This is a genomic window from Streptomyces sp. CRN 30, from assembly GCF_034105845.1.
On record NZ_JAVRHI010000221.1, the window covers coordinates 22,142 to 43,422 of the forward strand.

16 protein-coding genes and 1 pseudogene are annotated in these 21,281 nt (G+C 72.7%); 8 read left to right on the forward strand and 9 right to left on the reverse strand.

Annotated features, from left to right (window positions below):
* Positions 1–58: 58 nt before the first annotated feature.
* A pseudogene (locus UW392_RS23750) lies at positions 59–931 on the forward strand (class I SAM-dependent methyltransferase).
* 103 nt (positions 932–1,034) lie between these two features.
* Here UW392_RS23750 and UW392_RS23755 read toward each other — a convergent pair.
* The 3 genes from UW392_RS23755 to UW392_RS23765 form a co-directional block, all read right to left on the reverse strand.
* Positions 1,035–1,547, reverse strand: coding sequence for an O-acetyl-ADP-ribose deacetylase (locus UW392_RS23755; RefSeq protein WP_320777117.1), 513 nt, complete (start codon positions 1,545–1,547; stop codon positions 1,035–1,037).
* Complete coding sequence (locus UW392_RS23760; RefSeq protein WP_320777118.1) at positions 1,544–2,953, reverse strand: NAD(P)/FAD-dependent oxidoreductase; 1,410 nt, start codon at positions 2,951–2,953, stop codon at positions 1,544–1,546. The genes UW392_RS23755 and UW392_RS23760 overlap by 4 nt, the downstream gene beginning before the upstream one ends.
* A 214-nt stretch (positions 2,954–3,167) precedes the next feature.
* Positions 3,168–4,019, reverse strand: coding sequence for an inositol monophosphatase family protein (locus UW392_RS23765; protein WP_320777119.1), 852 nt, complete (start codon positions 4,017–4,019; stop codon positions 3,168–3,170).
* A 366-nt stretch (positions 4,020–4,385) separates the two neighbouring features.
* Between UW392_RS23765 and UW392_RS23770 the strand changes: the two genes are divergently transcribed.
* The 6 genes from UW392_RS23770 (at position 4,386) to UW392_RS23795 (ending at position 11,695) form a co-directional block, all read left to right on the forward strand.
* A complete protein-coding gene (locus tag UW392_RS23770) occupies positions 4,386–5,615 on the forward strand; it encodes an oxygenase MpaB family protein (protein ID WP_320777120.1) in 1,230 nt (409 codons plus the stop codon).
* A gap of 38 nt (positions 5,616–5,653) precedes the next feature.
* Positions 5,654–6,877 carry an oxygenase MpaB family protein gene (locus tag UW392_RS23775; protein ID WP_320777121.1) on the forward strand — a complete coding sequence of 408 codons (1,224 nt, stop codon included), beginning with the start codon at positions 5,654–5,656 and terminating at the stop codon, positions 6,875–6,877.
* A gap of 75 nt (positions 6,878–6,952) precedes the next feature.
* Entirely contained in the window at positions 6,953–9,220 is a 2,268-nt protein-coding gene (locus tag UW392_RS23780; RefSeq protein ID WP_320777122.1) for a molybdopterin cofactor-binding domain-containing protein, read from the forward strand.
* Between the two features lie 38 nt (positions 9,221–9,258).
* Entirely contained in the window at positions 9,259–9,735 is a 477-nt protein-coding gene (locus UW392_RS23785) for a (2Fe-2S)-binding protein (RefSeq protein ID WP_320777123.1), read from the forward strand.
* A gap of 64 nt (positions 9,736–9,799) precedes the next feature.
* The gene (locus UW392_RS23790) at positions 9,800–10,864 is read left to right on the forward strand and encodes a biotin/lipoate A/B protein ligase family protein (protein ID WP_320777124.1); all 1,065 of its coding nucleotides are present in this window, start codon (positions 9,800–9,802) and stop codon (positions 10,862–10,864) included.
* Positions 10,865–11,029: 165 nt separating this feature from the next.
* Positions 11,030–11,695, forward strand: a complete 666-nt coding sequence (locus tag UW392_RS23795) for a hypothetical protein (RefSeq protein WP_320777125.1) — start codon at positions 11,030–11,032, stop codon at positions 11,693–11,695.
* Here the strand turns inward: UW392_RS23795 and UW392_RS23800 are convergent.
* The 6 genes from UW392_RS23800 to UW392_RS23825 form a co-directional block, all read right to left on the reverse strand.
* The gene (locus UW392_RS23800) at positions 11,686–13,227 is read right to left on the reverse strand and encodes an NCS1 family nucleobase:cation symporter-1 (RefSeq protein WP_320777126.1); all 1,542 of its coding nucleotides are present in this window, start codon (positions 13,225–13,227) and stop codon (positions 11,686–11,688) included. The genes UW392_RS23795 and UW392_RS23800 overlap by 10 nt on opposite strands.
* Positions 13,228–13,294: 67 nt before the next feature.
* A complete protein-coding gene (locus UW392_RS23805; RefSeq protein ID WP_320777127.1) occupies positions 13,295–14,317 on the reverse strand; it encodes a TIGR03842 family LLM class F420-dependent oxidoreductase in 1,023 nt (340 codons plus the stop codon).
* Between the two features lie 36 nt (positions 14,318–14,353).
* The gene (gene hydA, locus UW392_RS23810) at positions 14,354–15,760 is read right to left on the reverse strand and encodes a dihydropyrimidinase (RefSeq protein ID WP_320777128.1); all 1,407 of its coding nucleotides are present in this window, start codon (positions 15,758–15,760) and stop codon (positions 14,354–14,356) included.
* 48 nt (positions 15,761–15,808) lie between these two features.
* On the reverse strand, positions 15,809–17,092 hold the full coding sequence (locus UW392_RS23815) for an aspartate aminotransferase family protein (protein WP_320777129.1): 1,284 nt from the start codon (positions 17,090–17,092) through the stop codon (positions 15,809–15,811).
* The gene (locus tag UW392_RS23820; RefSeq protein ID WP_320777130.1) at positions 17,089–17,931 is read right to left on the reverse strand and encodes a nitrilase-related carbon-nitrogen hydrolase; all 843 of its coding nucleotides are present in this window, start codon (positions 17,929–17,931) and stop codon (positions 17,089–17,091) included. The genes UW392_RS23815 and UW392_RS23820 overlap by 4 nt, the downstream gene beginning before the upstream one ends.
* A 205-nt stretch (positions 17,932–18,136) precedes the next feature.
* The gene (locus UW392_RS23825; protein ID WP_320777131.1) at positions 18,137–18,388 is read right to left on the reverse strand and encodes a helix-turn-helix transcriptional regulator; all 252 of its coding nucleotides are present in this window, start codon (positions 18,386–18,388) and stop codon (positions 18,137–18,139) included.
* A gap of 225 nt (positions 18,389–18,613) precedes the next feature.
* On the opposite strand from UW392_RS23825, the gene UW392_RS23830 reads away from it, so the two are divergent.
* Positions 18,614–21,148 carry an ATP-dependent Clp protease ATP-binding subunit gene (locus tag UW392_RS23830; protein WP_320777132.1) on the forward strand — a complete coding sequence of 845 codons (2,535 nt, stop codon included), beginning with the start codon at positions 18,614–18,616 and terminating at the stop codon, positions 21,146–21,148.
* The last annotated feature ends 133 nt before the right edge of the window (positions 21,149–21,281 follow it).

The window sequence follows — 21,281 nt, forward strand, 5'->3', positions numbered from 1 at the left end:
GCGCCGGTCGGCAGGTGCGCCGGTCGACAGGTGGGCGCACGCCCATTAAGGTGAACGCATGCCCACTTTACCGCGAGAACAGCCCGAGCCGGGGCGTCCGTACCGGACCCGGCGGCCCCGCACGAGGCCCGGCGGACCGCCGAGTCGTTCGGCACGGACGCGCGGCGCTACGACGAGGCCCGGCCGGGCTACCCCGACGAGCTGGTGGCGCGGATCGTCGCCGGGAGCGGCGGAGCCGGTACACCGCCCGGCGCGCTCGACGTGCTCGACGTCGGGTGCGGCACGGGGATCGCGGCGCGCCGGTTCCGGGACGCCGGGTGTTCCGTGCTCGGCGTCGAACCGGACGCGCGGATGGCCGACTTCGCGCGCTCCCGCGGCCTGCGGGTCGAGGTGGCGACGTTCGAGGAGTGGGACCCGGCCGGGCGGACCTTCGACACGGTGACCGCCGCCCAGTCGTGGCACTGGGTGGACCCGGCCGTCGGCGCGGTGAAGGCGGCCCGGGTGCTGCGGCCGGGCGGGCGCCTGGCGATCTTCGGGCACGTGTACGAGCCGCCGGCCGAGGTGGCCGAGCCGTTCGCGGCCGCCCACCGCCGGGTGGCGCCCGACTCCCCGTTCAGCGGCCGGCCGGCGCGACGCCCGCCGGAGCTGTACCGGGCGGGGTACGCGAAGATCGCCGACACGGTCCGCGGGACCGGCCGGTTCGCCGAGCCGGAGCAGTGGCGGTTCGACTGGGAACGGGCGTACACGCGCGACCAGTGGCTGGACCTGCTCCCCACGACCGGCGCACTCACCCGGCTGCGCTGACCAACTGGGGGAGATCCTGGGCGCGGTGGGCGACGCGATCGACGCCCTCGGCGGCGGTTTCACGATGCGGTACACCACGCTGGCGACGACGGCCGTCCGCGCCCCCGGCGCGGCGGAGGAGGCGTAGCCGGGACGCTCACCACTTCGAAGGCGTCGGTGTCCGCCCTGGCGTCACAGGCGCGGGCTGCTCGGCCAAGTCCGGCCGGGGCGGCGCGGGCGCGGGGTCCGCGCTACGGGATCTGTGCGGCGAACGCCGCGTACGCGCGGTCGTCGAAGAGGACGAACCTGGCCTCCTCGACGGCCGCGCCGGCGTCCCGGACCGCCCGGACGGCGATCCGCGCCGCGTCCTCCAGCGGCCAGCGGTAGACACCGGTGGAGACGGCCGGGAAGGCCACCGTCCGCGCGCCCAGTCCGTCGGCCACGCGGAGGGACTCGCGGTAGCAGGAGGCCAGCGGGGACGGGTCGCTGCCGGGGCCCTGGTACACGGGGCCCACCGTGTGGATGACCCAGCGCGCGTCCAGCTCACCGGCGGTGGTGGCGACCGCCTGTCCCGTCGGCAGGCCCTTGCCGTACCGGGAGGCGCGCAGAGCCCGGCACTCCGCGAGGACGCGGGGGCCGCCGCGGCGGTGGATCGCGCCGTCCACTCCCCCTCCGCCGAGGAGGGAGGAGTTGGCCGCGTTGACGATCGCGTCGGCCGTCTGCCGGGTGATGTCGCCCCGGACCAGGGTGATCTCGGTGCTCATGGCTGCCGCAGCCGCCGCCAGACGGCCTTCGCCGCGTTGTGCCCCGACATGCCGTGCACCCCGGGCCCTGGCGGGGTGGCCGACGAGCAGATGAAGACCGCCGGGTGCGGGGTGGCGTAGGGGAAGAGCGACAGCTTGGGGCGGAGCATCACCTGGAGGCCGGTGACCGCGCCGGAGGCGATGTCACCGCCGACGTAGTTGGCGTTGCGCGCGGCCAGTTCGGGCGGGCCGGCGGTGGCGCGGGCGAGGACGCGGTCACGGAAACCGGGGGCGTACCGCTCCAGTTGGCGTTCGATCGCGTCGGTGAGGTCGCCGGTCCAGCCGTGCGGGACGTGACCGTACGCCCAGAAGACCTGCTTGCCCTCGGGGGCGCGGGTGGGGTCGACGACGCTCGGCTGCACGGTGATCACGAACGGCCGCTCGGGGGCGCGGCCCGCGCGGGACGCGTCGTGCAGCGCCCTGCCGATCTCCGCGGTGTCCGCGCCGATCTGCACGGTGCCGGCGACGCGGGCCTCGGGCGCGGTCCACGGGACGGGGCCGTCCAGCGCGTAGTCGACCTTGAAGACGCCGGGGCCGTACCGGTAGGTGTCGTAGGCCCGGCCGAAGCCGGCGATGCGGGCCAGCGCCGTGGGCGAGGTGTCGAAGACGTAGGCGCGCGCGGGCGGCAGGTCGTCCAGCCGCTTGACCTCGTAGTCGGTGTGGACCGCGCCGCCGAGGTCGGTCAGGTACGCGGTGAGCGCGTCGGAGAGGGACTGGGAGCCGCCGCGGGCGACGGGCCAGCCGCGGGCATGGGCGGCGAGCAGGAAGACCAGCCCGACGGCGGAGGTGGCGAAGCCGCCGAGCGGGGCCATGACGTGGGCGACGAGACCGGCCAGCAGGGTCCTGGCCCGCTCGTCGCGGAAGCGGCGCATCAGCCAGGTGGACGGGGGCAGGCCCGTGAGGCCGAAGCGGGCCAGGGTGACCGGGTCGCGGGGCAGCGCGGTGAGCGGCAGGGACATGAAGTCGCGGACGAGGGTGTCCCAGCGCGGCAGGAACGGCTCGACCAGCCTGCGGTAGGTACCCGCGTCGCGCGGGCCGAACGAGGCCGCGGTCTCGCCCACCGACCGGGCCAGCACGGCGGCCGTGCCGTCCCGGAACGGGTGGGCCATGGGCAGCTCGGCGTGGAGCCACTCAAGGCCGTAGCGGTCCAGGGGGAGGGCGCGGAACGCCGGTGAGTTGACGGCGAGGGGGTGGGCCGCGGAGCACGGGTCGTGCCGGAAGCCGGGGAGGGTCAGCTCCTCGGTGCGGGCCCCGCCGCCCACGGTGTCCCGGGCCTCGAAGACGGCCACGGAGAAGCCGCGGCGGGCCAGCTCCACGGCGGCGGTCAGTCCGTTCGGCCCCGCACCCACCACGACCGCATCGAGCATCGACGGCACCTTCGGACCCCTTCGTCAGCCGATGGCCACTTCGGACCAGGATATGCCCGTGCGCCGCCGCGCCCCCGCCCCGGGCACCACCCGGGCCGGACGACGTCACCCTCCGCCCTCGATCACCCGGCCCCCGACCCCCGATCGTCCGAGCGGCACGAGCGTCCGAGCGGCACGAGCGTCCGCGCGGCACGAGCGTCCGCGCGGCGGTCTGTCAGGCGGCATCCCCCGCCAGCAACGCCCTGATCCTGCGGGCGGTGGCCGCGTCGCGGGCCGTCGTGAACGGGAGGGCGTTGCCGCCGGCGAGGCGGAAGGGCTCGCCGGTGAGGGTGAGGTTCGCGCCGCCGGCCTCCTCGACGAGGAGCAGGCCCGCGGCGTGGTCCCAGGCCGCTTCCCAGGAGAACGCCGTGCTGTCCACCTCGCCGCGCGCCACGGCCAGGTACTCCAGGCCGGCCGAACCGCAGGGCCGGGGCGCGACACCCGGGACCTCCAGGGCACGCAGCGCGTGCTTCTGCTCGTCCGTGGTGTAGTCCGGGTGGGAGGTGGCGACGCTCAGGTCCCGGCCGGGCTCCGGCGGGCCCGCGAAGAACCGCTCGCCGTCCAGGAACGCCCCCCGCCCGCGTATCGCCGTGGCGGACAGGTCGAGGGCGGGCGCGTACGTCCAAGAGGCGAGCGTCACACCGCGGTGGGCGAGCGCGACCAGGGTGCAGAAGCCGGTCTCGCCGCGGACGAACTGGCGGGTGCCGTCGACGGGGTCGACGATCCACACCGGCGCGTCGCCGCGCAGTGCCTCGTAGGACGCGGGGTCGGCGTGCACCGCCTCCTCGCCGACGACGACCGAACCGGGCAGCAGGGCGGCCAGCGCCTCGGTGAGGAAGCGCTCGGCCTCGCGGTCGGCGTCGGTGACCAGGTCGTGCGGCCCGCTCTTCTGGTCGATCTCGTGGGCCGCGAGCCGGCGCCACCGCGGCGTGATCTCCTGCGCGGCCGCCTTGCGGACGGCCTCTTCCACGTCACCGGCGTGCTGTACCAGAAACTCGTCGATGGTTTCGTCGTTCTTCTCGATCATGTCTCCATGGAAACACGCCCCACTGACAATCCCCGCCCGTCAGGTGAAGGGGGGCGGGAATCGAGGTGAACACCGGCTGCGGGGCCGACGGGGCCGGCGGGCCCCTCACGCGGCCCCCGGCGGCTCAGGGTGCGGCCGCCGTCGTTGGCCGGCCCCCGCGACGGCGTCGGCGAACGCGGAGTCGAGCAGGGACGGGGGCTCCGGTGGCCCGTCGAGGGCCGCGCGGGCGGGTTTCACTGATGCCTCCCTGATTCTGTGAAGCCTCTGGTGTTCATTCCTCCTTTGTGCTCCTCTAGGGAGACCGAGATACAGAGATGCTCTGCATGTTTCATCGTATCAAGGAACCGTATCGAGGAGTTCACGGTCATGGACGGACTCAGCAGGCGCAAGATGTTGACCACCTCAGGCGCGCTGGGTGCCTTCGGCGCCCTGAGCGCGGCGTCGCCGGCCGGTGCCCGGTCCCTGTGGAGCTGGGCGCCGAGCGGCTCGGTGGCGGGCCGGGGCGCGGGGGCGGACCCGGAGTGGGTGTGGGACGAGGAGGTCGACCGGCTGGTCGCCGCCGTCATCGACCGCGGCGACGTGGTGCGCGTCAACGAGGGACTGCGCGCCTGGACCCGCAACGACCAGCCCGTACCGGCCGGGCTCCCGGCGGACGTCAGGGAGTACATGGAGCAGGCCCGCACGCTGCCGGCCTGGGCTGACCGGGGGAAGCTGGAGACCGCGGCGCGGTTCAACGAGACGCGGGGGCTCTACCTCAACCTGCTCAACGGGGTCGGCGGCGGCATGCTGAGCACCGCCATCCCCCGGGAGGCGCGCTCGGTGTACTGGTCCAAGGGCGGCGCCGACATGGAGGACCGCGTCGCCAAGACCAGCCTGCTCGGTTTCGCCGTCGGTGACCTCAACGCCTACCGGGCCGACGGCGACGTCGTCGTGCAGGCCGTCAAGACCCGGCTGGTGCACGCGGCCGTACGCCACCTGCTGCCCGAGTCGCCGCAGTGGTCGCGGACCAGCGGCGGCCAGACGGTGCCGATCAGCCAGGCCGACCTGCTGGTGACCTGGCACAGCCTGCCCACCTACACGATGCGCAAGCTGCTGGAGTGGAAGGTCCCGGTCACGGCCGAGGACTCGGCGGCCTATCTGCACCTGTGGCAGGTGACCGCGCATCTGCTCGGCATCCGCGACGAGTACATACCCGCCACCTGGGAGACGGCCGAGTCCCAGTACGGGCAGGTGCTGGAGCCGATCCTGGCCCCCACCCCCGAGGGCGTCGAACTGACCGACATCCTCCTGGGCCAGCTCGCCGAGCAGACCAGCCCCGGCGGCGTCGACCGGCCGCTGGTCAACGCGCTCGCCCGCTATCTGGTCGGGGACCGGGTGGCCGACTGGGACGGCATCCCGCGCGAGCCGTTCTGGGAGAAGGCGATCGCGACCGCCTGGCCGAAGCTGGTGGCGTTCCGGGAGAAGCTCATCCCGCTGCCGCTGGTCCCGCCGCTGGCCTGGACGATCGACGAGGCGGCGCGCCAGTACATCCTCTTCTACCTCACCAAGGGCCGGGGCGCGCACATCGAGATCCCCGACACCAACCGTCCCACCTGACCCGCACCGACGGCCGAACACCTGGAGGAGCAGACCCCATGGACGGACTCAGCAGGCGCAGAATGCTCATCACGGGCGGGACGCTGGGCGCCCTCGGCGCGATGGGCGCGGCCACCCCGGCGTACGCCCGGCCCCCGTGGAGCTGGGCGCCGAGCGGCTCGGTGGCGGGCGAGGGAGCGGGGCTCGACCCCGAGTGGGTGTGGGACGAGGAGGCCGACCCGGTGCTCGCCGCCGTGATCGACCGGGGCGAGGTCCCGAAGGTCAACGAGCTGCTGCGGCAGTGGACGCGCAACGACCAGCCGTTACCGGCCGGACTCCCCGCCGACCTGCGGGACTTCATGGAGAGCGCGCGCCGGATGCCGTCCTGGACGGACCCCGGCAGACTCCAGGCAGCCGTCGGCTTCACCAAGAGGAAGGGCATCTACACCGGCGCCCTGTACGGACTGGGCAGCGGCCTGATGAGCACCGCCATTCCCCGGGAGGCGCGCGCGGTCTACTACTCCAAGGGCGGCGCGGACATGAAGGACCGCATCGCCAAGACCGCCAAACTCGGCTACGACGTCGGCGACCTGGACGCCTACCAGCCGTCCGGCACGATGGTCGTGACCTGCGTGAAGACCCGGCTGGTGCACGCGGCCGTACGGCATCTGCTGCCGCAGTCACCGGGCTGGTCGAGGACCAGCGGCGGCCAGACGATCCCGATCAGTCAGGCCGACCTGATGGTGACCTGGCACAGCCTCCCTACGTTTGTCATGCGCAAGCTAAAGGACTGGCGGGTGCCGATCAGCACCGCCGAGTCGGACGGCTTCCTGCACGTGTGGCAGGTGACCGCGCACATGCTCGGCATCCGCGACGAGTACATCCCGGCCTCCTGGACCGAGGCGGAGGCGCAGTCCCGGCAGGTCCTCGACCCGATCCTGGCCGCGACGCCCGAGGGGCAGAACCTGACCGACGTCCTCCTCGACATCGTCGCGGAGCTGGACGCCGGCCTCACCCGCCCGCTGATCAACGCCTTCTCCCGGTACACGCTCGGCGACCGGGTCGGTGACCTCGTCGGACTGGACGAGGAGCCGTTCTGGCAGCCGCTGATCAGCGGCGCCTGGCCGCTCCTGGTGGCCTTCCGCGAGGGCCTGATCCCGCTGCCGCTGATCCCCGCGGCGGCCTGGACCGTGGAGGAGGCGATCCGCAAGTTCGTGCTGCTCTTCCTCTCCGAGGGCAGGGGCGTCCAGCTGGAGATCCCCGACGCGAACCGGCCTTCCTGACCCCCGCCCCTTCCCCGAGCGGTGCGGGGCCCGCACCCCCGGCGGGCCCCGCACCCCTACCGAACGGAGCCGCCGATGACCCCCCTCGGCAGACGCCGCTTCCTCGGCTACGTCCTCGCCGCGCCGACCCTGGTCACCGCGGCGCGGCTCACCCGCGCGCCCGGGGCCTACGCCGACCTGCCCTCCCCCGAGATCACGGAACTGGTCGACCTGAACGACGTGATGACGGCGGCGGCCCTGCCGACCTCCGGCCTGATCACCGTCGGCGTCGGGACGGACGGCACCGTCTCCTTCGCGCTGCCGCGCACCGAGGTCGGCCAGGGCATCACCACCTCGACGGCGATGCTGATCGCCGAGGAGCTGGACGTGCCGGTGGAGCGGGTGCGGGTCACCCTCGCCGACGCGCGCCCGGAGCTGCTCTTCAACCAGCTCACCGGCGGATCGAACACCACCTTCGCCACGTACACGCCGGTCCGGGTCGCCGCCGCCGTCGCCCGGGGCCGGCTGCTCGGTGCCGCGGCGGCCGAACTCGGCACGGACAGCGCCGCGCTGCGGATCGAGGCGGGCACCGTCGTCGGTCCGGACGGTGCCGCGGTCGGCTTCGGGGCGCTCGCCGCGAGCGCCGCGAGTGCGCGGACCGAGGCCGTGCCGGTCGGCCTCAAGCCGCGGGAGCGGTTCACCGTCATCGGCCGGCCGCACGGACGCGTGGACGCCCTCGCCGCCGTCACCGGCCGCAAGACGTTCACCATGGACCTCGACGTGCCGGACGCCAAGCCGACCATGGTGTGCCGGGCCCCCACCCTCAACGGCACCGTCGCTTCGGTGGACAACCGGGCCGAGGTGCGCGCCCTGCCCGGTGTCACCGACGTCGTCGTCATCTCCACCGGGGTGGCGGTGCGCGCCGACACCTTCGGGCAGTGCGTCGACGCGGTACGGGCGCTGCGGGTCACCTGGCGGCCGGGCAGCGCGGAGGGCGCCTCCGACACGACCGTGCGGAAGGGCCTGAAGGCGGCCGAACTCCCGCTCGGCCCGCCGCCGTTGACGCCCAGCGTGGAGGGCGATTTCACCTTCCACTTCCGGGGCAACAGCGCGCTGGAACCCAACTGCGCGATCGCCGACGTACGGCCCGGCCGGGCGGAGGTCTGGTCGAGTCTCAAGGCGCCGATCGTCGCGAAGGAGGCGATCGCCGCGAAGCTCGGACTGCCGCTGTCCGCGGTCACCGTCCATGTCACCGAGGGCGGCGGGTCGTTCGGGCGGAAGCTGTTCTTCGACGCCGCGCTGGAGGCCGTGGAGGTCTCCCGGGCGATCGGCCGGCCGGTCAAGCTCATGTGGCACCGCGCCGACGACACGCGGCAGGGCCGCACCCACCCCATGGCGGTCTCCCGGGTGCGGATCGCCTACCTCGGCGACACCGTGCTCAGCTACCGGCAGCGGCACACGAGCGTCGCCACCGACCTCGGTCACGGCCTCGGTGAACTCCTCACCGCGATGGCCGCGCGGCTGCCGGTGGGCGACCTCGGCTTCTCCGGGACGTTCTTCCAGCTCTCCCAGTCCATGCCCTACGACTTCGGCGTCAACAGCCGGCTGCTGAGCGAGACCGACAAACGCTTCAACACCGGCAGCATGCGGGGCGTCTACTCCCCCGACGTCACCTGCGCCCGCGAACTCGTCGTCGACAGGCTCGCCGGGAAGATGGGCAAGGACCCCTTCGAGCTGCGCCGCGACTTCCTCCGGGACGACCGGGCGCGGGCGGTGCTGGAGAAGGCCGCCGAGGTGGGGCGGTGGGGCCGCGAGATGCCCGAGGGGACGGCACAGGGCATCGCCTTCCACTCCGAGTACCACTCGGTCAGCGCGGTGCTGGTGGAGATCGACTGCCGTCCCGAGACGGTGAACCGCGTGGTGCGCGACGCGGTGACCGGCCCCCGGGTCACCAAGGCCGTGGTCGCCGTGGACGTGGGCCTCACCGTCAACCCGCGCGGTCTGGAGGCCCAGATGACCGGCTGCGTCATGGACGGCATCGCCCTCGCGCTCACCTCAAGTCTGCACCTGCGCGACGGGTACTTCCTGGAGGCCAGCTGGGACAACTACTTCTACACCCGGCAGTGGAACACCCCGCCGGAGCTGGAGGTCGTCGTCATGCCGGACACCACCGGGCGGCCGGGCGGCGCGGGAGAGCTGGGGGTCGCCGCGTCGATGGCGGCGGTGGCCTGCGCGTACGGCCGGGCCACGGGGACCGTGCCGACCACCTTCCCCGTCAACCACGGCACGCTCTCCTTCGAGCCGAAACCGACCGTGCCGCCCGTGCCGCCCTCCCCCACCGACGGCCTCGACCACGTCCGCTGACACCCCCTCACAAGACGACACCCCCGCAAGGAGAGCCCGTGCCCGAGCACACGTTCCGCCTCAACGGCGAACAGGTCACCGTCGACGTCCCCGGCGACCTGCGCCTGCTGTGGGTGCTGCGCGACATCCTCGGGGTGACCGGACCGAAGTACGGCTGCGGCATCAACGTCTGCAAGGCGTGCACCAGCCACCTCAACGGCCGGGCCGTCAACCCCTGCGCGGTCCCCGTGGGCCGGCTCGCGCCGACCGACGAGGTCACCACCATCGAGGGACTGCCCGCGACGGTGGACGCGGAGCTGCACCCGATGCAGGAGGCGTGGATCGACGCGGACGTCGCCCAGTGCGGCTACTGCCAGCCGGGCCAGATCATGGCCGCCGTCGCCCTGGTCCGCCGGGTCCGCGAGGAGGGCCGCGACCTCACCGAAGCCGACCTGGACGGCATCCGCAACATCTGCCGCTGCGGTACGTACGTCCGCGTCCGCGAGGCGATCAGGGCCGGCGCCGCGCGGATGTGACACCTGGGAACACCCGTCGCGTCCCCGATGTTGCAGGATGTGCGGAAAAGGGAAGGCGGAACCGGTGCACGGTGAGTACAAGGTCCCCGGCGGCAAGCTGGTCGTCGTGGACGTCGAGGTCGAGGACGGTGTGCTGCGGCACGTACGCGTGGCGGGTGACTTCTTCCTCGAACCCGACGAGGCGCTCGACGCGGTGAACGGCGCCCTGGAGGGCGCCCCCGCGGACACCGACGCGGCGGGCCTGGCCGCCCGGATCGAGGCGGCGCTCCCCGCGGGCACCGTCATGTACGGGCTGACCGCCGAGGGTGTCGCGATCGCCGTGCGCCGTGCCCTCGCGCACGCCACCGACTGGACCGACTACGACTGGCAGCTCGTCCACGAGGGACCGCAGCCGCCCGCCCTGCACATGGCCCTGGACGAGGTGCTGACCGCCGAGGTGGCCGCCGGACACCGCCCGCCGACGCTGCGGGTGTGGGAGTGGGCCTCCCCCTCGGTGATCATCGGCAGCTTCCAGTCGCTGCGCAACGAGGTCGACGCGGACGCCGCCGACCGCCACGGCATCGACGTCGTCCGGCGGATCTCCGGTGGCGGGGCCATGTTCGTGGAACCGGGCAACACCATCACGTACTCCCTCTCCGTGCCCGAGGCGCTGGTGCAGGGCCTGTCCTTCCAGGACAGCTACGCCTACCTCGACGACTGGGTGCTCGGCGCCCTCGGCGACATGGGCATCAATGCCTGGTACCAGCCGCTCAACGACATCGCCACCGACCAGGGCAAGATCGCGGGCGCCGCGCAGAAGCGGATGGTCGGCCCCGGCGGCGGCCCCGGCGCCGTGCTGCACCACGTGACCATGTCCTACGACATCGACGCCGACAAGATGCTGGAAGTGCTGCGCATCGGCCGGGAGAAGATGTCCGACAAGGGCACCAGGAGCGCCAAGAAGCGCGTCGACCCGCTGCGCCGCCAGACCGGACTCCCGCGCGAGGCGGTCATCGACCGCATGATCGACTCCTTCCGCGGCCGCTACGGCCTCACCCACGGCAAGGTCACCGACGAGGAACTGCGCCGCGCCACGGAACTGGCGGAGACGAAGTTCCGCTCCCCGCAGTGGACGGCGCGGGTGCCCTGAAGCACCCGCGCGGAAGGGGCGCTCCGGTGCGTCTGCGTCACCGTCCGGCCACGCACCGAGCACGCCCCGGGCCGCCCCTTCCGCCCCACAGGGAGTCGTGTGAGACTGGCGTCCCCTCCGCTGTGCGGACCTCCTCCGCACCGAGTCCCCCACGAGAAGTGCGCCGTGCGTTCACTGCCCTTGCCGCTCGCCCTCACCGCGCGCCTGGCCCCGGTCGCCGTGCTCGCCACGGCGGGCTGGGCCCTGTCGGCCCCGGACACCACCGCACCGGCCGACGAGCCCCGGGCCGCGGCGTCCGGTCCGGCCGAGCCGTCCGCGTCCGCGCCCGCCACCCAGGCCGCGACGAGGACGTACACCGCCGCCCCGGACCCCTGCGCGAGCCTGGCGAAGAAGACGATCGGTTCCCTGGTGCCCGGCGCGAAGACCGCCGGGAAGGAGATCGCGTCCACCGACTCCGAGGTGCGCCGCACCTGCTCCTGGAACGCGCTCAAGGGGTACGACTACCGATGGCTCGACGTCTCCTTCGAGGTGACGGAGTCGGACGAGGCGGCGTCGAAGACGTACGAGGAGCGGGTCGCCGACAAGAGCGGGGGCGGCGCCGTCGACGGCGTCGGTGACGCGGGCTACTCGGTGGTGAACCTCACCACCGAGGACAAGCAGCAGACCCGCGAGGGCACCGTGGTGATCCGCGCCGCCAACGCCCTGGTGGTCATCACCTACAACGGCAGCGACTTTGAGTCCAAGAAGGCGCCCTCCACGGACGTCGTCAACAAGGGTGCCATCAAGGCGGCCAAGGAGGCGGTGGCCGCCCTGACGGACGGTCAGGCGTGAGTGGAGACGGGTGAATCGCGGCGTCCGGGCAGCGTCAGGGCCAGGTACAGCAGCATCGACGTACCGAGTCCGACCGCCCAGCCGTAGTCGGCCAGCGGCTCCAGGAACGGGACGGGGCGGCCGTCCACGAGCGGATGGAAGTCCGCGCCGCCGACCGCCAGGACACCGCCGGTGAGGAAGGCGAGCACGGCCCGCCAGTTCCAGCCGGCGCGATACCAGTAGCGGCCGCCCGCCCGGTAGAGGTCGACGAGGTCGAGGCGGGTGCGCCGCACGATCCAGTAGTCCGCGACGAGGATGCCGGCGACCGTGCCGAGCAGCCCGCCGACCAGGCCGAGCCAGGTGAAGATGTAGCCCTGCGGATCGGCGTACAGCTTCCAGGGGGCGATCAGTACGGCGAGGACGCAGGTGATGAGGGCGCCCGCGCGGAAGCCCACCTTGCGCGGGGCGACGTTGGAGAAGTCGAAGGCCGGGGAGACCAGGTTGGCCGCGATGTTCACGGAGAGGGTCGCGACCAACACGGTGACCAGGGCGAAGAGCAGCCCGACCGGGCTGTCCGTCTTCGCCGCGAGCTGTACCGGGTCCCAGATCGGCTCGCCGTACACCGCCTGGGACCCGGAGGTGACCAGCACGGAGAGGAAGGCGAAGAGCGTCATGGTCGTGGGCAGGCCCAGCGCCTGACCCCGGGTCTGCGCCTTCTGGCTCTTCCCGTAGCGGGTGAAGTCGGGGATGTTCAGGGCGAGCGTGGACCAGAAGCCGATCATGCCCATCAGGGAGGGCCAGAACAGCGCCCAGAAGTCCGCTCCCCAGCCCAGCTCCGACGGCTGGCCGAAGAGCGGGCCGAGGCCGCCCGCCCGGTCGGTCATCCACCACAGCATCACGAACGCGCCGACGAGGACGAAGGGCGCCGCCCAGTTCTCGAACCGGCGGACGGTCTCCATGCCGCGCAGGATGATCGCGACCTGGAGGGCCCAGAAGAGCGCGAAGGAGAGCCACATGGTCCAGGGGTGGCCGCCGAACTCCGCGGTGGAGGTCCAGCCGTTGCCGATCAGTTTCCCGGCGAGGAAGTAGATGGCCTCGCCGCCGATCCAGGTCTGGATGCCGAACCAGCCGCACGCCACCAGCGCCCGCACGACGGCGGGCAGGTTGGCGCCGCGGATGCCGAACGAGGCACGCGCGAACACCGGGAACGGGATGCCGTACTTCGGTCCGGCGTGCCCGGTCAGCAGCATCGGGACGAGGACGATCAGGTTGGCGAGGGCGATGGTGAACACCGCCTGCTTCCAGTCCATGCCGACGGCGATGAGACCGGAGGCGAGGGTCCAGGAGGCGGTGTTGTGGGCCATGCCGACCCACAGGGCGGAGAAGTTGTACGTGGTCCAGGTGCGCCGGGCGACGGGGACCGGCAGCAGGTCGTCGTTGGCGTACGGGCCGGTCGGCGGCGGCGTGCCGGGGGCGAGTTCCACCCGCCCGTCGGGGCGGCCGGCGGACGTGGCGGAGGACGGCGGTATGTCCGCGGGAGCGGTGTCGGTCATGGGCAGGCCAATCGTGCGGCGGGACGGGAATGGCCGTGCGGGGCGGGTGCGGGGGGGGCGGGGCGGGTCAGTCGGTGACGGCGGGGATGACCCGGCTCCCGTAGGTGTCGACGACGGCCTCACGGGCGTCGTGCATGGCGTAGACGGCGAACTGGTCGACGCCCAGCGCGCGCAGGGCATTCAACTTCTCGACATGGGCCTCCACGGGTCCGATCAGGCAGAACCGGTCGACGATCTCGTCCGGCACGAACGCCGTGTCCGGGTTCCCGCTGCGGCCGTGGTGGGCGTAGTCGTAGCCCTCGCGGGCCTTGACGTAGGCGGTGAGTTCGGCGGGGACGGCGGACGAGTGCTCGCCGTACTTGGCGACCAGGTCGGCGACGTGGTTGCCGACCATCCCGCCGAACCAGCGGCACTGCTCCCGGGCGTGGGCGAGCGCCTCGGGCGAGTCGTCGTCGGTGACGTAGGCGGGCGCGGCGACGCAGACGCTCACCTCGGCCGGGTCACGGCCGGCCGCCGCCGCCGCGTCCTTGACGGCCTTGACCATGTGCCGGGTGAGGTAGAGGTCGGCGAGCTGGAGGATGAACCCGTCGGCCTCCTCACCGGCCATCTTCAGCGCCTTCGGCCCGTACGCCGCCATCCATACGGGGAGTTCGGCGCCGGAGGTGATCCACGGGAACCGTACGACGGTGCCGCCGCCGAGGTCGGCCTCCCGTCCGCTGCCCAGGGCGCGGATGACTCTCATCGCCTCGCGGAGACGGGCCAGCGTGTTCGGGGGGCGGCCGGCGACGCGCATCGCGGAGTCGCCCCGGCCGATGCCGCAGACGGTGCGGTTGCCGTACATGTCGTTGAGGGTGGCGAAGGTGGAGGCGGTCACCTCCCAGGTGCGGGTGGACGGGTTGGTGACCATCGGGCCGACCTTCAGCCCGGTGGTGCGGGCGAGGATCTGGCTGTAGATGACGAACGGTTCCTGCCACAGCACGGCCGAGTCGAAGGTCCAGCCGTAGCGGAAGCCGTTCCGCTCGGCCCGCCGCATCAGGTCGACGACCCGGGAGGCCGGCGGGTCGGTCTGCAGGACGAGTCCGAAGTCCATGGGCGCTGCTCCCGGTCTCAGGTCAGGTACTGGATCTCAGGTCAGGTACTGGCAGGTGGAGCGTGGGGTGTAGACGCCGTGGCCGGGGCGTCCGGTGTACTGCCGGTCGGTGATGACGGGTTCGCCGCGCGAGAGGACGGTCTCGACGCGTCCGGTGACCCGCCTGCCCTCGTACGCCGAGTAGTCGACGTTCATGTGGTGGGTGTCGGCGGACATGACCTGCTCGGCGTGCGGGTCGTAGATGACTATGTCGGCGTCCGCGCCGGGCGCGATGGTGCCCTTCTTGGGGTAGAGGCCGAACATGCGGGCCGGGGCGGCGCAGGCGATCTCGATCCAGCGTCGGCGGCCGATGTGCCCGTCGACGACGGCCTGGTGGAGCAGGTCCATGCGGTTCTCGACGCCGGGCAGCCCGTTGGGGATCTTCGAGAAGTCGCCGCGGCCCAGCTCCTTCTGCCCGGTGAAGCAGAAGGGGCAGTGGTCGGTGGAGACCACCTGGAGGTCGTCGGTGCGCAGGCCCCGCCACAGGGCCGCCTGGTGCTCCTTCGGCCTGAGCGGAGTGCTGCACACGTACTTGGCGCCCTCGAAGCCGGGCTCGGCGAGGTCGTCGGTGGACAGGAACAGGTACTGCGGACAGGTCTCGCCGAAGACCGGCAGTCCCTCGTCGCGGGCGCGGGCCAGTTCGGCGACCGCCTCGGTGGCCGAGACGTGCACGACGTAGAGCGGGGCCCCCGCCACCTGCGCGAGCCGGATGGCGCGGTGGGTGGCCTCGGCTTCGAGGAGGGCCTTGCGGACCTCGCCGTGGTAGCGGGGGGCGGTCTCGCCGCGGGCCAGGGCCTGCTCCACCAGGACGTCGATGGCGATGCCGTTCTCGGCGTGCATCATGATCAGTCCGCCGTTGTCGGCGGAGCGCTGCATGGCGCGCAGGATCTGGCCGTCGTCGGAGTAGAAGACGCCGGGGTAGGCCATGAACTGCTTGAAGGAGGTGACTCCCTCGCCGATCAGCAGGTCCATCTCCTTGAGCGTCTCCTCGTGCACGTCGGAGACGATCATGTGGAAGCCGTAGTCGATCGCGCAGTTGCCCTCGGCCTTGGCGTGCCAGGTGTCGAGTCCCTCGCGGAGCGCGGCTCCCTTGGACTGGACGGCGAAGTCGACGACGGTGGTGGTGCCGCCCCAGGCGGCGGCGCGGGTGCCGGTCTCGAAGGTGTCGGAGGCGAAGGTGCCGCCGAAGGGCAGCTCCATGTGGGTGTGGGCGTCGACGCCGCCCGGGACGACGTACTTGCCGCTCGCGTCGATGACGTGCCCGTCGGTGAAGGACTCGGCGGCCGGGGTGCCGGTGGCGGCGAGGGCGGCGACGCGGCCGTCCTCGATCAGGACGTCGGCGTGGAGTTCGTCGGAGGCGGTGATGACGAGACCGCCGCGGATCACGGTACGGCTGCTGCTCATGCGGTTCCCTCCGGTCGGGGACGGCCGTTTACTGACTCCGGGCGCGGTTCACAGGCTCCTGAGCGCGCGGTCCAGGATCGCGGCTCCCTCCTCGGCCTCCGCGACCGTCAGCGAGAGCGGCGGGGCGATCCTGAGGGCGCTGGTGTCGTGGCCGCCGCCCTTGCCGATGAGCAGTCCGCCCGCGCGGGCCTCCTCCAGTACGGCGGAAGCGGCCCGCGGGTCGGCCTCGGTGGTGCCGGGCCGGGTCAGCTCGATGCCGATCATCAGGCCCCGGCCGCGCACCTCGCGTACGTGCGGGGCGTGCGCGGCGATCGCGCGGAGGCGCTCGATGAGGAGTCCGCCGACCCGGCGGGCGTTGCCCTGGAGGTCGTGCTCGATCAGGTGGTTGAGGTTGGCGAGGCCGGCGGCCATGGTGATCTGGGTGCCGCCGAAGGTGGAGATGCTGTTGGCGTCGAGGCAGTTCATGATCTCGGCGCGGGCGATGACACCGCCGATGGACATGCCGTTGCCGATGCCCTTGGCGAAGGTGACGATGTCGGGCGGTCCGGAGCGGCCGTGGGCCTGCCAGCCCCAGAAGTGGTCGCCGGTGCGGCCCCAGCCGGTCTGCACCTCGTCGGCGATCCACAGGATGCCGCGCTCGTGCAGGACGTCGCGGAAGGCGGCGTACAGGCCGTCCGGCGGGGAGGTGAACCCGCCGACGCCCTGCACGGGTTCGGCGATCAGCGCGGCGGGCGGGCGGGTGTGGCCGAGGACGTCCTTCAGGTCCTCGACGCAGGCGGCGGTGAACTCGCGGTCGCCGAGGTGGGCGTAGGGGCCGCGGGTGCGGACGCCGCCGTGGACGTACAGGGTCTGGAGCGGGGAGAGGGAGGTCGGGGACCAGCCGCGGTTGCCGGTGATGCCGACGGCGCTGAAGGAACGGCCGTGGTAGCTGTTGCGCATCGCCAGGATCGTGTTGCTGCGGCGGTAGGCGGTGGCCAGCAGCAGGGCGGTGTCGTTGGCCTCCGTGCCCGAGGTGGTGAAGAAGACCCGGGCGTCGGGAATGCCGCTCACCTGGGCGACGCGCTCGGCGAGTTCGACCATGGGCCGGTTGAGGTAGAGGGTGGAGGAGTGCAGCAGCCGCCCGGCCTGTTCGCTCACCGCCTTGGACACCTCGGGCAGGGCGTGCGCGGTCATCGTGGTGAGGATGCCGCCGAAGAAGTCGAGGTACTTGTTGCCCGCGGCGTCCCAGACGTGCCGGCCCTCGCCGTGGGTGATCTCCAGCGGGTCCTCGTAGTAGAGGGCGAGCCAGTCGGGCAGGACGGCGCGGTGGCGGCCGAGCAGGTCGGGGGTCACGGCCGCACCAGCCCCTCGTAGGCGTCGGGGCGGCGGTCGCGGTAGAACGCCCACTGCTGCCGGACCTCCTCGACGAGGCCGAGGTCGAGGTCGCGGACGAGGAGTTCCTCCTTGCTGTCGCTGGCGACGTCGCCGACGAACTGTCCGCGCGGGTCGACGAAGTAGGAGGTGCCGTAGAAGTCGTTGTCGCCGTACTCCTCCTGTCCGACGCGGTTGATCGCGGCGACGAAGTACTCGTTGGCGACGGCCGCGGCGGGCTGCTCCAGCCTCCACAGGTGGGCGGAGAGGCCGCGGTGGGTGGCGGACGGGTTGTAGACCAACTGGGCGCCGTTGAGTCCCAGTTGGCGCCATCCTTCGGGGAAGTGCCGGTCGTAGCAGATGTAGACGCCCACCTTGCCGACGGCCGTGTCGAAGACGGGCCAGCCCAGGTTGCCGGGGCGGAAGTAGTACTTCTCCCAGAAGCCGTGCACCTGCGGGATGTGGTGTTTGCGGTAGGTGCCGAGGACGGTGCCGTCGGCGTCGATGACGGCGGCGGTGTTGTAGTAGAAACCGCTCTGCTCGACCTCGAAGACCGGTACGACGATCACCATGCCGGTCTCGCGGGCCAGTGCCCGCATGCGCTGGACCGTGGGCCCGTCGGGGACGGGCTCGGCCCAGCGGTAGTGCTCGGGGTCCTGCACCTGGCAGAAGTAGGGGGCGTTGAAGACCTCCTGGAAACCGATGATCCTCGCGCCCTGCCGGGCCGCCTCGCGGGCGTGCTCCTCGTGTTTCGCCACCATGGACTCGGTGTCCCCGGTCCAGGTGGCCTGGACCAGGGCGGCACGTACGACGTTGGCCATGAGCTGCTCCTTCGACGTGACGTCAGAGCCTCTACGCCCGTAGAACAGGCTGTAGAGGGATGAACGTAAGCCTCACGGACGAGCTTGCCAAGACCATCGTCACGCGGGCGCGGTGTCGCGGGGGTTTTCACCCTCCGGTGGAGGAGCCGTACGGGGTGCGGGAGCGGGGGTCACCGCCGGCCGCGGCGGGACGGCGCCCGGCGGGTCACGCCACCACGAACGCGCACCGCGCGACCAGCTCGTCCATGGACAGCCCCAGCTCGCGGGCGAGCGCGGCCACCGTGAAGAAGGCCGGCGTCGGCGCCCGCCCCGTCTCGATCTTGCGCAGCGTCTCCGCGGAGACACCGGCGGCGACGGCGACCTCGGGCATGCTGCGGCCGCCGCGCGCCTCACGCAGCAGCCGTCCCAGCCGCTCGCCGCGTTCACGCTCTTCGGGGGTGAGAGGAGTGCGCACCATGCCGTCATTCTAATACCGGGCCCACCACCGCGCCCCATTCCCGTACCGGTATAAGTATTGCCCCGCCGACATGCCCCCGCCCGCCCGCCGTGCCAGGGTGTCCATGAACGCACCGCCACGGGTGTAACCGGCTCCCGCCCTGGTTACCCGAGTCCGGCACGTCGATCAGCGAGGGCGTCCCGGGGGCCTGTCCGCCATCCGGCCGGGACGCCGGATGGGAAGGCCATGAGCAGCGGCTTCACCGGACCGGGGGAGTACGACCCCTTCGCAGAGTTCTTCGCCCGCTTCTTCGGCGGACCACGCACCGGTCCCCGCCAGATCGACATAGGGCGGCTGCTGAGCCAGCCCGCCCGCGAGCTGGTGCGGGGCGCCGCCCGGTACGCCGCCGAGCACGGCAGCCGGGACCTGGACACCGAGCACCTGCTGCGGTCGGCCCTCACCACCGAGCCGACCCGCAGCCTGCTCAGCCGGGCCGGCGCCGACCCCGACAACCTGGCGTCGCAGATCGACGAACGGACGGGCCCGGCCCAGCACTCCCCCGGCGACGCCCCGCCGCCGACCTCGCTCTCCCTGACCCCGGCGGTCAAGCGCGCCCTGCTGGACGCGCACGAGCTGGCCCGCGCCTCCGGCACCGGGTACATCGGCCCGGAGCACGTGCTCAGCGCCCTGGCCGCCAATCCCGACTCGGCGGCCGGGCACATCCTGAACGCGGCCCGCTTCGCGCCGTCCGCCATGCCCGCGGAGGCGCCCGACACCGACCGGGCCCGTGCGGAGGACCGCCGGGCCTCGAACACCCCGACCCTCGACAAGTACGGCCGCGACCTCACCGACCTGGCCCAGGAGGGCCGGATCGACCCGGTGATCGGCCGGGACGACGAGATCGAACAGACCGTCGAGGTGCTCTCCCGCCGGGGCAAGAACAACCCGGTGCTGATCGGTGACGCGGGCGTCGGCAAGACCGCCGTGGTCGAGGGGCTGGCGCAGCGCATCGCCGACGGCGACGTCCCCGACGTGCTCATCGGGCGCCGGGTCGTCGCGCTGGACCTGACGGGCGTGGTGGCCGGCACCCGCTACCGGGGTGACTTCGAGGAGCGGCTGAACAACATCATCGGCGAGATCCGCGCCAACTCCGACCACCTGATCGTCTTCATCGACGAGCTGCACACGGTCGTCGGCGCGGGCGGCGGCGGCGAGGGCGGCGGCATGGACGCCGGGAACATCCTCAAGCCCGCCCTGGCCCGCGGCGAACTGCACATCGTCGGCGCGACGACGCTGGAGGAGTACCGGCGGATCGAGAAGGACGCGGCCCTCGCCCGCCGCTTCCAGCCGATCCTGGTGCCCGAGCCGACCACCGCGGACGCCATCGAGATCCTGCGCGGCCTGCGCGACCGCTACGAGGCCCACCACCAGGTCCGCTACACCGACGAGGCGCTCGTCGCGGCCGTGGAGCTGTCCGACCGCTACCTCACCGACCGGCGCCTCCCCGACAAGGCCATCGACCTGATCGACCAGGCCGGCGCCCGGGTGCGGCTGCGGGCGCGGACCAAGGGCACGGACGTACGGGCCATGGAGCGCGAGGTCGAGCAGCTCGTCCGGGACAAGGACCAGGCCGTCGCGGACGAGCAGTACGAGCAGGCCATGCGGGTGCGGGACCGGATCGCGGAGCTGAAGCAGCGGATCTCCGAGGCGGCCGGTGACGGCCAGGCCGACGAGGGCCAGAACCTGGTGGTGTGCACCGAGTCCATCGCCGAGGTGGTGTCCCGGCAGACCGGCATCCCGGTCAGCAGCCTCACCCAGGAGGAGAGGGACCGCCTGCTCGGCCTGGAGCAGCACCTGCACGAGCGGGTCGTCGGCCAGGAGGAGGCCGTCCGGGTCGTCTCCGACGCCGTACTGCGCTCCCGCGCCGGGCTCTCCAGCGCGGACCGGCCGATCGGCTCCTTCCTCTTCCTCGGCCCGACCGGCGTCGGCAAGACCGAGCTGGCACGGGCGCTGGCCGAGGCGCTGTTCGGCAGCGAGGACCGGATGGTGCGGCTCGACATGAGCGAGTACCAGGAACGGCACACGGTCAGCCGCCTGGTCGGCGCGCCGCCCGGGTACGTCGGTCACGAGGAGGCCGGGCAGCTCACCGAGGTGGTGCGGCGCCACCCGTACTCGCTGCTCCTCCTCGACGAGGTGGAGAAGGCCCACCCGGACGTCTTCAACATCCTGCTCCAGCTCCTGGACGACGGCCGGCTGACCGACTCCCAGGGCCGAACGGTCGACTTCTCCAACACGGTCGTGGTGATGACCAGCAACCTCGGCTCGGACGTGATCACCCGGCGCGGGGCCGGCATCGGCTTCGGCTCGGGCGGCTCGGAGGCGGACGAGGAGGCCCGGCGCGAACAGGTGCTGCGGCCGCTGCGCGAGCACTTCCGGCCGGAGTTCCTCAACCGCATCGACGAGATCGTCGTCTTCCGCCAGCTCACCGGCGACCAGCTGCGGCAGATCACCGGCCTGCTGCTGGAGCAGACCCGCCGGATGGTCTCCGCGCAGGGCATCACCGTCGACTTCACCGAAGCGGCCGTGGACTGGCTCGCCGAACGCGGCTACCAGCCCGAGTACGGCGCCCGCCCGCTGCGCCGCACCATCCAGCGCGAGGTCGACAACGAACTCTCCCGACTCCTGCTGGACGGCAGGGTGACGGAGGGCGGAACGGTGACGGTGGATGTGGCGGACGGCCGGCTCGTCTTCCGTACGCCGGTGACCGAGGCGCCCCGTTAGTCGCGCGGGGCCGTGTCGGTCGCGCGGGGCCGTGTCGATATGCGGCTCCGGCGCGTGGGCGCGAGCCACCACGACGGCGCCGCGCCCGCCCGGCCGGGCGGGCGCGGCGCCGTCGTGGTGGCTCGCGCCCACG

Bases quoted from the DNA above. Each gene is read 5' to 3' on its own strand.
- UW392_RS23755 (WP_320777117.1), bottom strand. From the start codon at position 1,547: ATGAGCACCGAGATCACCCTGGTCCGGGGCGACATCACCCGGCAGACG.
- UW392_RS23760 (WP_320777118.1), bottom strand. From the start codon at position 2,953: ATGCTCGATGCGGTCGTGGTGGGTGCGGGGCCGAACGGACTGACCGCC.
- UW392_RS23765 (WP_320777119.1), bottom strand. From the start codon at position 4,019: ATGATCGAGAAGAACGACGAAACCATCGACGAGTTTCTGGTACAGCAC.
- UW392_RS23770 (WP_320777120.1), top strand. From the start codon at position 4,386: ATGGACGGACTCAGCAGGCGCAAGATGTTGACCACCTCAGGCGCGCTG.
- UW392_RS23775 (WP_320777121.1), top strand. From the start codon at position 5,654: ATGGACGGACTCAGCAGGCGCAGAATGCTCATCACGGGCGGGACGCTG.
- UW392_RS23780 (WP_320777122.1), top strand. From the start codon at position 6,953: ATGACCCCCCTCGGCAGACGCCGCTTCCTCGGCTACGTCCTCGCCGCG.
- UW392_RS23800 (WP_320777126.1), bottom strand. From the start codon at position 13,227: ATGACCGACACCGCTCCCGCGGACATACCGCCGTCCTCCGCCACGTCC.
- UW392_RS23805 (WP_320777127.1), bottom strand. From the start codon at position 14,317: ATGGACTTCGGACTCGTCCTGCAGACCGACCCGCCGGCCTCCCGGGTC.
- hydA (WP_320777128.1), bottom strand. From the start codon at position 15,760: ATGAGCAGCAGCCGTACCGTGATCCGCGGCGGTCTCGTCATCACCGCC.
- UW392_RS23820 (WP_320777130.1), bottom strand. From the start codon at position 17,931: ATGGCCAACGTCGTACGTGCCGCCCTGGTCCAGGCCACCTGGACCGGG.
- UW392_RS23825 (WP_320777131.1), bottom strand. From the start codon at position 18,388: ATGGTGCGCACTCCTCTCACCCCCGAAGAGCGTGAACGCGGCGAGCGG.
- UW392_RS23830 (WP_320777132.1), top strand. From the start codon at position 18,614: ATGAGCAGCGGCTTCACCGGACCGGGGGAGTACGACCCCTTCGCAGAG.